Below are 14,369 nucleotides of genomic sequence, written 5' to 3' on the forward strand. Positions count from 1 at the left end.
TGATGTTCTTTCTAGTTTGTTGTTCATCACATAAAAGCGTTAACTGTTAAAAAGACTGTCTATACAGCACTTCCAGTTGCACCTTGCTCACATCCCGTGGATTGGTCGGAGTGCAACTATCGCGCAGTGCTTGCCCAACCATTTCCCCTAAACGGGCGTTAAAATCGAATTCATTAATACCGGTTGCTTGAATGCCTTTTGGCATATTCATTTCATCTTTCAATACGTTGATTGCCATAATTAAGCTCTCAACGCCTTCACGTATTGTTGAAGCAGGTAAATTCAAGTTTCTTGCAAGACTCGCGTAACGTTTCGCGGCTTCGCTATCACAGCGGCCTTCAAAATCCGCATTGAAAGCCACGACTTGAGCCATCAATAAGGCATTGGCACGACCATGTGGAATATGAAATACGCCGCCTAATGCATGGGCTAAGCTGTGAGTTATCCCAAGTGATGCGTTAGTAAAGGCCATACCGGCAATACATGAAGCGTTGTGCATTTTTTCGCGTGCCACTAAGTTGCTACCGTCGCGATAACAATCAATTAAGTGACCAAAAACCAATTGCACTGCTTTTTCTGCTAAGGCATCCGAAAAATCAGATGCGGTGCGAGAAACATAAGCTTCCAGTGCATGACACAGCACGTCCATACCTGTATCTGCAGTAATCGAAGCTGGTACGGATTTCACCAGTACAGGGTCTAAAATGGCGACATCTGGCAGCATGAATTCGTCAACTAAAACCAACTTTTCAGACTGTGACTTGATGACTGAAAATGAAGTCACCTCTGAACCCGTCCCACTGGTGGTTGGGATCGCGATAAACTGCGGTTTGACTCGATTGACGTTTTTTCTGGTGTGCCAGAGGGAGTAAATAACAGCTTTCGCAGCATCAATCACCGACCCACCACCGAGTGCAATCACCACATCTGGATATTGCATATCCATGATTTTCATGCCGTTAACAATGGCTGAAATGTCTGGGTCCGGCACAACATCGTCGTAAATCGAAAATGTGATGCCACTTTGGGTTAGCCTGCGAGTGACTTCATCAGCTAAGCCAAACTTCACCATCGCTTTGTCAGTGACGATAAAGGCATGGTGAGCACTCATTTGTGAGATAAAATCCAATGCGTTAGCACCGAATTGGACTTTAGGTTTAATCAAAAACTGGTTCATGCTGTTTTTACTCCTTGGTATAAACCTTCTCAACAATGGCAACCACTGACATGGCTTTGTAATTGTCTTTATTCAAAGCGAAGTAAGCTTCAGCTAACACAATGTCGTTAATACCTGCGCCAACACTGTCGACTGCCACATACGTTTTGTTTTTCAACGGTTCAAGGTCATCCCCTAGCTTGGTAACCATTAATAAGTTACTGCCGCTAAGTTCTTGGCATTTCTGCGTTGCAACAACATGTCCGACTACCTTTGCGAGGATCATGGTTTATACCGCCTTATTCCAATGAGTTACTTATTTAGGCGTCCGAGAACAGCCTTGATGATTTGCTCAACATTTTCTTCAGTGATGTCACCTTGAGAAACCACCGCCTCAGCAGTCGCAGCCGTTGTTACAGTGCTGCCAAATCGGTTATCGCCAGTTGGGTTAGCCGCGGCTGGTGATGCTGCCGTAACAGGGTTACGGAAACGGTTGTCATCAAAAATACTCACTTGCGGTTGATTTACCGAAGTTGATGCTGTTGGCTGTGCAGGTGCACAAGGCTGAGCTGGCTGTCTTAAATCATCAATGGAACGTACGCCATAACCGACTTTACGGATGTTCAGCAAGTTCATCGGGCCGACGTTATCTGAACTAGAACCGCCACCAACTGCCCCACAACCGAGCGTTAAAGCAGGTGTGATATTGGTCGTTGCACCAATTCCGCCCAGTGCCGCTGGTGTATTGATCAAAATACGATTGACGGGTTTTTCCAGAGAGAATTGACGAATAACATCTTCGTTCTGCGTATGGATCACCAAGGTATGACCGAGGCCTTCGTTGGTCAGTAAGTCAACCACACGATGACAAGCTGACTGCCAATCTTCCTCGATATACATCCCTAAAATTGGGCATAATTTTTCGCGGGAGTATGGGTTTTTCGGTGATACGGTGTCTTGTAAAGCAATCAACACACGTGTGTTAGCCGGAACAGTGAAGCCTGCACGTTGACTCAGTGTGATAGCATCTTTACCAACGACTTCAGGGTTGATAGTACCGTTCGCTCTAAGCAACATGGATGCCATGCGTTTCGCTTCATCTTCATTCATGAAGTAAGCGCCTTGAGCGAGCAGTTCACGATGAACTTCGTTGTAAATGCAGCGTTCTACAATGATCGATTGTTCTGAAGCACAAATAACACCATTATCAAAAGTTTTACTGGTGATGATGTCACTCACCGCTTGCTTGATATTGGCACTACGTTCAATAAATGCAGGGCCATTACCTGGACCACCGCTGATGGTTGGTGTACCGGATGCGTAAGCAGCGCGTACCATGCCTTCACCTCCCGTTGCCAAAATTAAAGAAACGTCTTTGCTGTGCATCAGCTCTTTCGTTGCTTCAAGAGTTAGCATCGTGACGCCATCGACAATTCCTGCTGGCGCACCCGCTTCTAATGCGGCTTTTTTGACAATTTCTAATGTGCGGAAACTGCAAGCTTTGGCATTTGGATGAGGGGAAAAGACAATGGCATTACCCGCCTTCAAGGCAATCAACGTTTTGTAGATGATGGTAGATGTTGGATTAGTAGAAGGAACTAACGCCGTGATCACACCAAGAGGAACCCCCACATCCATGACTTTGTTGACTTTGTCATCATTAATGATGCCAACGGTTTTGAGATCTTTAATGTGTTCATAAACACGCATTGAAGCAAAAGTGTTTTTCAGGACTTTATCTTGCCACTTACCGAACCCAGTCTCTTCATTGGCCATTTTTGCCAGCTCTTCTGCATGAAGTGCGGACTCAATTGCAATGTGTTTAACGATATTATCGATTTTTTCCTGCGAAAATGTCGCAAACTCTTTCTGCGCTTGTTTCGCGTTTCTAACTAGCTCTCTTGCCAGTTGTCTGGATTGCAGATCTTTGTCTAATGCAACCATGTCTTCCCCCGTATCGGAGCCAAAATTAATTCATTAACTTGTCGTGTGATTGGCTTTATCAGCCAATTACTTAGGCTTTGTGTTGCTGTGCAATTTTGCCAATATCGTTGTGTGGTCTCGCAATCACGCGTGAAGTCACCACGGTTCCGATACGTTTTGCAGCCTCAACACCTGACTCAACCGCTGCGTTAACGGCACCGACATCGCCTTTAACCATCGCTGTTACCAGACCTGAGCCAACATTTTCATAACCGATTAACTCAACATTTGCGGCTTTACACATGGCATCAGCAGCTTCAATACAAGCCACTAAACCTTTGGTTTCAATTAGACCAAGTGCTTCTTTCATAAGTAATTTCCTGTTTTATTCCGTGACTTTATACTGGGCGACGATTTTCTGAATATCACTATGAGGACGAGCGATAACCAGTGATGTCACGACGGTGCCAATACGAGAGGCGGATTCAACACCTGAATCCACGGCAGCTTTCACCGCACCTACATCGCCTTTGACCATGGCGGTAACTAAACCTGACCCAACATTTTCATAACCAATCAGCACAACATTTGCGGCTTTACACATCGAATCTGCAGCTTCAATACAAGCCACTAACCCTTGAGTTTCAATAAGACCTAATGCGTCACCCATGTTTTTTCCTCCGGAAAAAGTTATGCCTTATGCTTAATAACGATTTTATTGATATCGTTGTGTGGACGAGCAATGACTAGTGAAGTCACAACTTCACCAACACGCTGTGCTGATTCAACACCTGAATCGACGGCTGCCTTGACTGCTCCGACATCGCCTTTAACCATTGCAGTAACGAGGCCTGAACCGACATTTTCGTAACCAATTAGCTCTACATTCGCCGCTTTGCACATCGCATCAGCCGCTTCGATACAAGCCACCAGACCTTTTGTTTCAATAAGACCTAATGCATCACCCATTGTTGTTTCCTCCGAGAAGCCTTCTTTATTTTTCTTTACCTTCGATATTCCAAGCTAATGTGTCCGAGTACATGTCCCTTGAAATATCTGGGTAATCATTTACGCCAATGGTGTCTGCGCGGTGATCTATTGAACGCAGCCTTTGGCTTCAAACTCACTATAGAACCGAAAAATAAAAACAAAATATAAATCCATAAAACGACAATATTTAGTCTTTTAACCTGAAAATTAGAGTAATTAATTAAGCTATTTACATATTCATACTGAAAAAATTAAAAATTCACGCATCTGTGTTGCAGATAAAAATGGGCTAAATAAAGATTTAGCGTTAGCTAGGTAGATTGTTAATAAAATATTATTGAGCTGATAAAGGGGGGTAATTTGTGAAATGATAACTGTGGGTCTGCTCACTCGGTTATAAGCTTTGCCTACATCAGATATCCGCGAGTTAGGTTCTAACCAAGAGATAGTCTACCTGTCATGATGTCAATTTATAGCTAAATTGAGGATATTGCAGTTTGTGAATACTACAGCAGGGAATACGACAAAATAGGAAATAAAGGGAAGTGGGATTGTCAGTTAACGATGAAGTGAACGGCTTCACCGCTAAGCTTATTTATTTAATGAGAACTGAATTAATCAAATTTGCTGCCAGGCTTTAACGTGCAGATATAAAGTGGAGAGTTAATTGAACTGAGTAATAAAGCTTTGTCATTGAGCTTTTGGGCATTAAGAAATAGCCCGTCATGGCTATCTGACATTTCTCGCATAAAGTAATCAAATATCACATCTGGTGATTCATCAATAGAAGAAGCACTTGCTTCCCATTGACTGATATTATAATGGCGCTCTGTGGGAGAAACTCGTTTTGTTGTATAACTAAATTTCACATAGCGCTGTAAGTACAACCAGCCCGCTTTAGAATCGGTATATCCTTCAACAACGATGGCTCCTTTGCCATTGGCACCAAAATTGAAATGAATATTGCCATTAACGTTTTCATCCTGCATATTTTCAAAACGCATAATGCCTTTTGTCGAGCACATTAATAAACCATCTTGTTTATTGGAAAGTAAGACCGATTGAGTGTAAATCACAACAATAATAAATAGCAAAAAGCTCAGTAAGCATAATACTTTTCCTGATATCTTCATGATGGTTTCCAAGAATAGTAAAAGTAATTATCGCAATAGCTAAATGGGTTATCTTCATTTACTGCACAATGTGCAAGAAATACTCGACCCAATCCATTAGTCTGCAATTTATCTCCATAGAAAAAAACAAACCGTTCTTTCTCGGCACAGGCTAAATTTAAGTTATTTCTAACCTTATCAAAATTTTGTACATAGTTTAGTGCGACAGAGTTATTGATCATTTTTTCATTCGATAGCACATCACAATTAGTGTGCTCAAGTACTGTCATCTTAATCGGTACTGACGGCTGGTTTGATAAATAAGCCATGACCGCGAGTAAAACGGAACACAATAAAAAGACACCGCTAGCGAGATACCAACAGATTTCTTTTTTTTCTGGCGTCAATGTTGATTCTATTTTTTTGAGGTCTGCAGGCTCAGAGATAGGTTTGGGAATTGGGGATAAAACAACCTTAGCCTCTTCTATTTCACTTAAGCTAGGGATTAACTCAGAGGGAGGAATTTTAATATCATCAATTAATTCAAGTGAAACATCTGAATTAAACTCTAATCGCCCCCTCGCCACCGTCACAATAATATTTTCAATACCATATGGACGAAATGCTTTTCTTAATATACTTAGATATTGGTTTAAATTACTGTTCGATGAAACTAATCCATTATCATCCCATACCGCTTTTAACACCTCATCTCGGGAAACAACACCTCTGTGTTGAATAAAATAAAACAACAACGCATTAGCCGTTATCGACAGTTGTGCATCCACCTCATCTTCTTTTAAAGATAAAGTGCCATCAACTGCATCATATAGAATGAAAGCATTGATTTTATATTTCACTGTCGCCTCATGTGCTTATTTTATGAATAAAATTGCACTATCATTACCACTATTATTTTTACTTACGTGCTATTTTTACTTATGGAATTTGTTCAAATGATATTGTCGTTAACCGGCTAACAATCGCATCACGTTCTTGCTGTGATAACGTTTCTCCCTCAGTCAATGACGAAAGCCACAACCCATCAGCCGCATAACGCACTAACGCGCCTAAATAACTGTTATCGAACTCATCCCCCTTTTCCAAATGGTTGGTTACCCAATCTCGCCAGCACTGACGTAACACTGGCTCAGTTGGCATAGCCAAAGACAATAACGCGAGCTGAAAACTTTCATCAGATTCTTTTAACTCACCAATATAGTGCAAATAAGCACGAGAAAAACGCCCATAGGGATTTGGGTCATTATCCATAATGGTATGTATTCTCTCATCCATAATCCCCAGCAATTGCACAAACAGTGCATGAATAAGCTCTTGCTTCGTTGGGAAGTGGTGCATTAACCCGCCTTTGCTAACACCCGCTTCCCTTGCCACTGCATTAAGTGAGAGTGAAGAGATCCCTTCTCTGCCAGCAATAATACGAGCAGCTTTCAGTAACTCCACTTGAAGCTTAATGGGATCTTTTTTTCTATGCTGAGCAGATTTATTCATGCAATGAATGATACCGACCAGTCGGTATGTTTCATTTTGACTAAAATCAAGTAACCCTGATTTGTTCATGGGTAAATCTAAATAGTGGAAGAGGACTCACAATATCGAATTATGATAAGTTGTAACCCCATAATTAATTTAAAAATATCAAATATTTTTGATATTTAGTTATCTATTTTAATTTCACTTAGTTTTGCACATCCTCAGATTATGATGTTTAATAGTGAGAGTGAAACAATGCTCTATTCAATAAATAGCGGTTTGCAGTATTCCTAATTAACTCCCCGTGAAAGAGGTTTTATCATGTCAAATCAATACAATATTGGTGTCATTGTGGGTAGTTTGCGCGCTGATTCATATAATTTAGTTGTCGCTAAAGCCATGACTAAATTATTCCCCACAAATTTCACGTTTAAATTTATCAATATTGGTGAACTCCCTCTCTATAACCAAGATGCAGACCAAAATGTGTCTCCTGTTGTGGCTAATTTCAAATCTCAAATTAAAGCCTGTGATGGCATTATTTTCGCCACCCCAGAATATAACCGTTCAATGCCTGGCGTATTGAAAAATGCGATTGACCAAGGCTCTCGCCCATGGGGAGATAATTCATGGGATGGCATCCCTGCTGGAGTACTAGGGGTATCTATTGGCAATATTAGTACAGCTATTGCACAACAACATTTGCGTAATAGCTTGGCATTTTTGAATATGCCGACAATGAACCAACCAGAGTGCTATTTGAAGTGGTATGAAGGAATGGTTGATGAACAAGGTAATATTTCACCCAAAAGTAAAGATTTCCTACAACCGTGGGCAGATACCTTTGTGAAGTTTGTTGGTCATAATGCCAAACGTTAGCCATTAAAAAAGGCATCACAATCGTGATGCCTGAGGTTGTTGACAAAGCGGGATAAAAGCGTGGTTTTCCCACTTTGTGTTATCAGCCGAAAATCAATAAATTGATTTTCCTAATTTATTTTCAAAACCTATTCGACTTGCCGCCAAACATAATATGTTTGTCAGCAGTCTGAGGCATCACAATCGTGATGCCTTTTTATTATCTTCAAACCCTATTTAGCTTGCGACTAAAACAATAATTAACGTCCTGCTTTTAGCTTTTGGAAATACTCTTCATAAATAATATTAGTATTCCCCACATCACTTTGCCATTCGCCTTTTTGCAGAACTTCTTCACTTGGGTAAAGTGATGGGTCATTAGCAATTTCAGCAGGTAATAATTTTTTAGCTTCTAAATTTGGTGTTGGGTAACCAATAGATTCAGCCACTTGAGCCGCAATTTCTGGACGCAATAAGAAATTAATTAACTTATGGGCCCCTTCCACATTTTTGGCGTTAGCAGGAATAGCTAAGCTATCCATCCAGAAAATCCCACCTTCTTTTGGCCACACCACTTCAATCGGTAAGCCAGCTTGCCGCGCGACGAATGCAGAACCATTCCACAACATTCCCACATCAACCTCACCTTCAATAAATGGTGTTGCTGGGTTGTCAGAGTTGAAGGCTAAAATATTTGGGCGTAATTTTTGCAACTCTTTATACGCCTCTTCAATTTGTTTCGGATCAGTCGTATTACCTGAATAACCTAATTTAGTGAGCGCAACTTGGAAAACTTCCCGTGCATCATCCATCATCAGCAAGCTATTTTTATACTCAGGTTTCCAAAAATCCGCCCACGAGGTGACAGACTGTGGGTCAACAGCTTCACCATTAATACCTATCCCTGTCGCACCCCAAATATAAGGCACTGAATAATCATTATTCGGGTCAAATTCTTTATGGATTAAGTTTGGGTCAAGGTTTTTAAAATTGGTTAATTTGCTTTGATCAATCTTTTGTAGCATTCCTTCTTTACTCATTTTGGCAATAAAATAAGTAGAAGGCACCACCAAGTCATAAGCCCCTTCTTTATAGGTCTTTAACTTGGTATACATGCTTTCGTTTGATTCATAGGTGGAGTAAATCACCTTGATGCCCGTTTCTTTGGTAAATTGCTCTAATAAACCGGGGGGAACATATTCTGTCCAGTTATAGAAATACAGTACGTCTTTGTTATCGTCAGCGGCAGTTGCCGTGCCAATACTTGCAGCCATTAACCCTGCTGCCAGTAGATAGGACCATTTTTTCATTACTGAGTTTCCCTCAACAAAGTGTTTTTATCCCTTAATGCATCAAGTAACCACTTGAATTATTTAGGGTATATATCTTATAGGCTAAATAAAGCCCACCCTCTCGCCGTATGGCATCAAAAAGGCGCTGTTATAGAAAAAACCAACACCATCACTCATTTATGATTTCGCTTTTTTCGAGTATTTATCCCGCATCACCCATTGGCTTAAACAAACGAGCAGTAAAGACATAATCAACAATACTGTCGCCAATGCGTTTACTTCTGGGGAGACCCCGACTTTTACCATTGAATATATTTTCAATGGTAAAATCTCATAACTTGGCCCCGTAACAAATGACGAAACCACCACATCGTCCATCGACAATGTAAAACTCAGTAGCCACCCTGCCACAACCGCAGGGAGCGCTAATGGCAAAATGATTTTCCTTAAGATGGTAAACTCACCCGCACCGAGGTCACGTGCAGCTTCTAGCATCTTCACATCAAAGTCCTTTAACCTTGCATACACCGTCACCACTACAAAGGGTAGACAGAATGTAATATGGGAAAAAAGCAATGACCAAAAACCTAGCGAGACCCCAAGGATCATAAATAGAACCAATAACGAAATCGCCATGACGATATCAGGTGACATCATGACCACAAATAACATGCCACCAACAAAAGGTTTTCCTCTAAAGCGATAGCGAAATAATGCAACGGCGGTTAATGTGCCAATGGCTGTTGCGAAAGTCGCTGACAAAACCGCCATGGTTAATGAATGCCCCGCAGCCTCTAATAAGCTATCGTTATTAGCTAGTAATTCATACCATTTGGTTGAAAACCCTTGCCACTGAATACCAAAACGCGACTCATTAAAGGAATTAACAATCAAAATGATGATTGGAATATAAAGATAAGCGTAGATGATGGCCATGAAGCCACCACGCAGAGTACGTCCGATCATTCTTCATATGCCTTTTTATTCAGAAGCTTAGCTGCTCGGTAATACACATACAGCAATAACCCCATCATCACCGTGAGGAAAATGCTGGTTGCTGCCCCGAATGGCCAATCACGAATATTTAAGAACTGGCTCTTAATTACGTTACCGATCAGTAGATTTTTCGCACCACCCATTAAATCCGCGACATAGAACAGCCCCATTGCCGGTAATAAAACCAGCAAACAGCCTGCGATAATACCTGGCATCGTTAAAGGAATGATGATTTTCACAAACCGTTGAAATTTATTCGCACCGAGATCTCTTGCAGCTTCTATATATGACTTATCCAGCTTTTCAATACTTGAATACAGCGGCATCACCATAAACGGCAACAATATATAAATGAGACCTAGTATGACGGCTTCAGGTGTATACATAATTTTCAACGGTTTATCGATAACACCAACCCACAGTAAAAAGTCATTTAAGTACCCTTTGGTACTGAGAAAAACTTTTAACCCATAGATACGAATCAATGAATTGGTCCAAAATGGCACAATTAACAGAAACAGCATCAAAGGTTGCACCCGTTTAGGTAGCTTTGCCAATATAAAGGCAAATGGATAGCCAATAACTAAACAGAAAAAGGTTGCGATCACCGCCATATTGAGCGAGTGCAGCATGACCTCTGCATACATCGGGTCAGACAAGCGAACATAGTTATCCCACGTAAAAACTAAGTCAACTAAGTTGGTGTCGCTACGCGTCAAAAAGCTAGTGCCAATAATCATGATATTAGGCAAGAAGACGAATAGCAGCAGCCAGGCGACCACCCCAGTGATAATAACGTTCTGCAAAATTTTATGTTTACGAATGATCATCCAGAACTACCTCCCAACTTTCAACCCAAGTCACAGCAACTTTTTGGTTAAGGGAGTGGTCGACATCGGGGTCATCTTCATTAAAGAATTCGCTAACCATGACAATTTTGCCATCTTCCATTTCAACCACTGAGTCTAACGTCATGCCTTTATAGTTACGTTCACGAACGTAGCCAATCAGCCCCGGATGGTTATCTGCATCATTCACTTCTTCAACGCGCAAGTCTTCAGGACGTAATAACACACTGACGTGTTGCCCTTCTTTGACAGAGAGCTCAGTGAAAATATCACATTCATGCCCTTCAACATTGGCTCGAATACGTTTATCATCAATGCGATACAATACTTTCGCATCAAAAATATTAATTTCACCAATAAATTGAGCTACAAACAGATTTTTCGGTTCCTCATAGATTTCGCGAGGAGTACCGTCTTGCTCAATTTTCCCTTCACGCATCACAATGATACGGTCAGACATGGCCAAGGCTTCTTCTTGGTCGTGGGTCACAAAAATAAACGTGATCCCCAGTTTTCGTTGAAGCGCTTTTAGCTCATTTTGCATTTGTTTGCGCAGTTTATAATCAAGCGCAGACAATGATTCATCCAGTAGTAGGACTTTCGGGCGATTCACTACCGCACGGGCTATCGCCACGCGTTGTTGTTGACCACCAGATAGTTGGTTGGGTCTACGCTCAGCAAAATCTTCTAGCTGCACCATACGCAAGGCTTGGTCGACACGCTTTTGAATTTCAGCCGCAGGCGTTTTTTGCATGCGCAGGCCAAATGCCACGTTGTCGAAGACTGTCATATGAGGAAATAAAGCGTAGCTTTGAAAGACGGTATTTACAAAACGGTTTTCCGCTGGAATATCCGTAATATCTTGACCATCAAGAATAATTTGACCGCCATCGGCATCTTCTAGTCCTGCAATAAGACGTAAAACAGTCGTTTTACCGCAACCAGAAGGCCCCAGAATGGTCAAAAACTCACCGTTCTGAATGGTTAAGTCAAGCTCAGAAATAATTTGTTTGCCATCAAAACCTTTACTTAAAGATTTTAATTCAATGAGTGGTGTCAGAGAGGTTGTCTCAGTCATTTATTATACACTCTATCCCTAGGAATAATGCAGATAGAACCGCCACCGTTAAAGACTGTATAAGCTTGTCGGAGGTTTACTCTGTCAACTTAAGTAACATAAGTAAATAATTTCCCCAGCAAAGCCCAAAACCAGTAGCGCCATTTAAACTTCATAAGGCATGCATGATAAACACTGTTTTTGCAAATTGAAAGCCATTTTCACAACTTCGTTTGCCTTTCATTATGAATTCTCAATAAATAAAACAGATTTTTGAGAAAAATAAGCGACATAGCGATATATAGAATCAGTCTGTCCATATCTATAGATTTACATGATACATCCGAAGATAAAACTTAAGTCAAATCCAATGGAATTCATAGAGTTAAAACAATTCACAATAAAAATAATAATAATTATGGAATTAATAGTTTTTATTATTTTTAATTTTTTAATTTTTTAATTCATATATTTAATGATATAAATTTTAAAACTTCATGCGAGATAAAAATACAATAAGCCTTTACCATAACTAACTCGTCGAGTTTTGATGGTAGTTATATCCAGTAGATATATATCGTGATTATATATAGAACAAAGGCAATAACTGGTAACATCTATAACAAATAATTAAAGTCGCAGTTGATAATATTATTATGTGATTGAAATCTAATTTTCATTAATCCTTATTTTTTATCTCAATAAATTTAACCAATATCATATTATCCTTTGCATCTCTTTGAATATAATAATCAAATTGATATAATTTCAATCTAAACTGTAACTTTTAGTAACTTATTTTGTGATTTTTGTTTCATTATTACACCTATAAATTTTACTTTGTATCTTTCGAGTTAAATCAATTAAAGAATAAACATAAGCCTTCGGGTGATTACCTTTGGAAATTCCACTGAAATTAATATGTGAGTGAGCAAAATGGCTAATAAAGAGTTTTTTTACCAAGAACCTTATCCATTATCTGAGGATAAAACTGAGTATTTCCAAGTCTCTGATAAATATGTTTCTGTAGAACAATTTGCTGGTAAGCAAATTTTAAAGATAGAACCTGAGGCATTAACTCTCCTTGCAGAACACGCAATTTATGAATCCCAGTTTTTTTTAAGAGCTGCGCACCAGAAACAAGTCGCCGCTATCTTACAAGACCCAGAAGCCAGCGAAAACGACAAATACGTGGCGTTACAATTACTTCGCAATGCTGAAATTTCTGCAAAAGGTATTTTGCCAAACTGCCAAGATACAGGAACGGTTGCGGTTGTTGGGAAAAAAGGCCAACAAGTTTGGACAGACTGCAATGACGAAGAGTACCTCTCTCGAGGGATTTATAATGTCTTCCAACACGAAAACCTGCGTTTTTCTCAAAATGCACCGCTAGATATGTTTAATGAAGTCAATACTGGCACAAACCTGCCAGCACAGTTTGACATTTTTGCGACCACAGGCGATGAATATCACTTCCTATTTGTTAACAAAGGCGGCGGCTCAGCAAATAAATCAGCACTTTACCAAGAAACAAAAGCAACATTAACCCCAGCCAAGTTAAAAAATTTCTTAATTGAAAAAATGCGGAACTTAGGAACAACAGCTTGCCCGCCTTACCATATTGCCTTCGTTATCGGCGGTACTTCAGCGGAAACAACACTGAAAACCGCCAAACTCGCCTCTGCAAAATACTACGACAACCTGCCAACCACAGGTAATGAGTACGGCCGTGCTTTCCGTGATATTGAACTAGAAAATGAGTTATTAGAAGCTTCTCGTCATCTTGGTTTTGGCGCACAATTTGGTGGTAAATATTTTGCTCACGATGTACGAGTTATTCGTTTACCTCGCCATGGTGCCTCTTGCCCAATCGGTTTAGCCATTTCTTGCTCTGCCGACCGTAATATTAAAGCTAAAATTACCAAAAGCGGTTTATGGCTTGAAAAAATGGAGCATAACCCAGCCCAATACATTCCTGAATCTATGCGTAACCAAGCTGAAGGAAAAGTGGTACATATCGACCTCAACCGCCCAATGAAAGATATTTTGGCTGAGCTGAGTAAACACCCGGTATCAACACGTGTTTCTCTCAGCGGGCCACTGATTATTGCTCGAGATATTGCGCATACTAAGCTTAAAGAACGTTTAGATAACGGTGAAGAATTGCCTCAATATTTTAAAGACCACATGGTGTATTACGCAGGACCTGCCAAAAAACCAGAAGATATGGTTTCCGGTTCTTTAGGCCCGACAACCGGTAACCGCATGGACCCCTATGTTGACCTGTTCCAATCCCACGGTGGTAGCATGCTAATGTTGGCGAAAGGCAACCGAACTCAGGCAGTAACTGATGCATGTAAAAAACACGGAGGGTTTTATTTAGGTAGTATCGGTGGCTCAGCTGCGATTCTCGCTCAAGAATATGTGAAAAGTTTAAATTGCCTTGAGTATCCAGAATTAGGAATGGAAGCAATTTGGAAAATGGAAGTTGAGGGGCTGCCTGCATTCATTCTCGTTGATGACAAAGGCAATAACTTCTTTGAACAAGTCCAAAATGAGACTTGCAGTAAATGCGTTAAATAAGATTTGCCACTCTAGCGCAAAGGAATGCGCTAAATTTCGTTAGCCTATATCACTACATAA

The 14,369-nt window shown here is 40.5% G+C and carries 15 protein-coding genes; 2 read left to right on the forward strand and 13 right to left on the reverse strand.

Translation table 11 applies throughout. The features are described 5' to 3' along the window. Positions 1-46 precede the first annotated feature (46 nt). From FVA72_RS18410 to FVA72_RS18450, 9 genes are all read right to left on the reverse strand, one after another. Positions 47-1,177, reverse strand: a complete 1,131-nt coding sequence (locus tag FVA72_RS18410) for a 1-propanol dehydrogenase PduQ (RefSeq protein WP_004259053.1) — start codon at positions 1,175-1,177, stop codon at positions 47-49. A gap of 7 nt (positions 1,178-1,184) precedes the next feature. Then, positions 1,185-1,442 carry a EutN/CcmL family microcompartment protein gene (locus FVA72_RS18415; RefSeq protein ID WP_004259057.1) on the reverse strand — a complete coding sequence of 86 codons (258 nt, stop codon included), beginning with the start codon at positions 1,440-1,442 and terminating at the stop codon, positions 1,185-1,187. Positions 1,443-1,468: 26 nt separating this feature from the next. Further along, a complete protein-coding gene (locus FVA72_RS18420) occupies positions 1,469-3,100 on the reverse strand; it encodes an acetaldehyde dehydrogenase (acetylating) (protein ID WP_110591169.1) in 1,632 nt (543 codons plus the stop codon). Between the two features lie 70 nt (positions 3,101-3,170). Next, positions 3,171-3,449: a BMC domain-containing protein gene (locus FVA72_RS18425; RefSeq protein ID WP_004259063.1), complete on the reverse strand. Its 279-nt coding sequence runs from the start codon at positions 3,447-3,449 to the stop codon at positions 3,171-3,173. 15 nt (positions 3,450-3,464) lie between these two features. Then, positions 3,465-3,749: a BMC domain-containing protein gene (locus FVA72_RS18430; protein ID WP_004259066.1), complete on the reverse strand. Its 285-nt coding sequence runs from the start codon at positions 3,747-3,749 to the stop codon at positions 3,465-3,467. Positions 3,750-3,769: 20 nt separating this feature from the next. Further along, positions 3,770-4,048, reverse strand: coding sequence for a BMC domain-containing protein (locus tag FVA72_RS18435; protein ID WP_004249182.1), 279 nt, complete (start codon positions 4,046-4,048; stop codon positions 3,770-3,772). A 635-nt stretch (positions 4,049-4,683) separates the two neighbouring features. Next, positions 4,684-5,202, reverse strand: coding sequence for a FidL-like protein (locus FVA72_RS18440; RefSeq protein ID WP_004259073.1), 519 nt, complete (start codon positions 5,200-5,202; stop codon positions 4,684-4,686). Further along, the gene (locus FVA72_RS18445) at positions 5,199-6,041 is read right to left on the reverse strand and encodes a transcriptional regulator (protein ID WP_094961558.1); all 843 of its coding nucleotides are present in this window, start codon (positions 6,039-6,041) and stop codon (positions 5,199-5,201) included. Before FVA72_RS18445 ends, FVA72_RS18440 begins: the two co-directional genes overlap by 4 nt. 79 nt (positions 6,042-6,120) lie before the next feature. After that, on the reverse strand, positions 6,121-6,693 hold the full coding sequence (locus FVA72_RS18450; protein ID WP_036958231.1) for a TetR/AcrR family transcriptional regulator: 573 nt from the start codon (positions 6,691-6,693) through the stop codon (positions 6,121-6,123). Between the two features lie 303 nt (positions 6,694-6,996). On the opposite strand from FVA72_RS18450, the gene FVA72_RS18455 reads away from it, so the two are divergent. Then, positions 6,997-7,554 carry an NADPH-dependent FMN reductase gene (locus FVA72_RS18455; protein WP_094961559.1) on the forward strand — a complete coding sequence of 186 codons (558 nt, stop codon included), beginning with the start codon at positions 6,997-6,999 and terminating at the stop codon, positions 7,552-7,554. 239 nt (positions 7,555-7,793) lie between these two features. Here FVA72_RS18455 and potD read toward each other — a convergent pair whose 3' ends face one another. From potD to potA, 4 genes are all read right to left on the reverse strand, one after another. Then, positions 7,794-8,843 (reverse strand): spermidine/putrescine ABC transporter substrate-binding protein PotD, encoded by a 1,050-nt coding sequence (gene potD, locus FVA72_RS18460; RefSeq protein ID WP_094961560.1) that lies wholly within the window; start codon positions 8,841-8,843, stop codon positions 7,794-7,796. Positions 8,844-9,002: 159 nt separating this feature from the next. Beyond that, the gene (potC, locus tag FVA72_RS18465; protein ID WP_004259098.1) at positions 9,003-9,791 is read right to left on the reverse strand and encodes a spermidine/putrescine ABC transporter permease PotC; all 789 of its coding nucleotides are present in this window, start codon (positions 9,789-9,791) and stop codon (positions 9,003-9,005) included. Then, positions 9,788-10,651, reverse strand: a complete 864-nt coding sequence (gene potB / locus FVA72_RS18470; protein WP_004259100.1) for a spermidine/putrescine ABC transporter permease PotB — start codon at positions 10,649-10,651, stop codon at positions 9,788-9,790. Before potB ends, potC begins: the two co-directional genes overlap by 4 nt. Further along, the gene (gene potA, locus FVA72_RS18475; protein ID WP_004259102.1) at positions 10,638-11,747 is read right to left on the reverse strand and encodes a spermidine/putrescine ABC transporter ATP-binding protein PotA; all 1,110 of its coding nucleotides are present in this window, start codon (positions 11,745-11,747) and stop codon (positions 10,638-10,640) included. The genes potB and potA overlap by 14 nt, the downstream gene beginning before the upstream one ends. 915 nt (positions 11,748-12,662) lie before the next feature. Between potA and FVA72_RS18480 the strand changes: the two genes are divergently transcribed. Next, positions 12,663-14,309, forward strand: a complete 1,647-nt coding sequence (locus FVA72_RS18480) for a fumarate hydratase (RefSeq protein ID WP_004259110.1) — start codon at positions 12,663-12,665, stop codon at positions 14,307-14,309. The last annotated feature ends 60 nt before the right edge of the window (positions 14,310-14,369 follow it).

Source organism: Providencia sp. PROV061, assembly GCF_011045655.1.
Classification (GTDB): domain Bacteria; phylum Pseudomonadota; class Gammaproteobacteria; order Enterobacterales; family Enterobacteriaceae; genus Providencia; species Providencia hangzhouensis.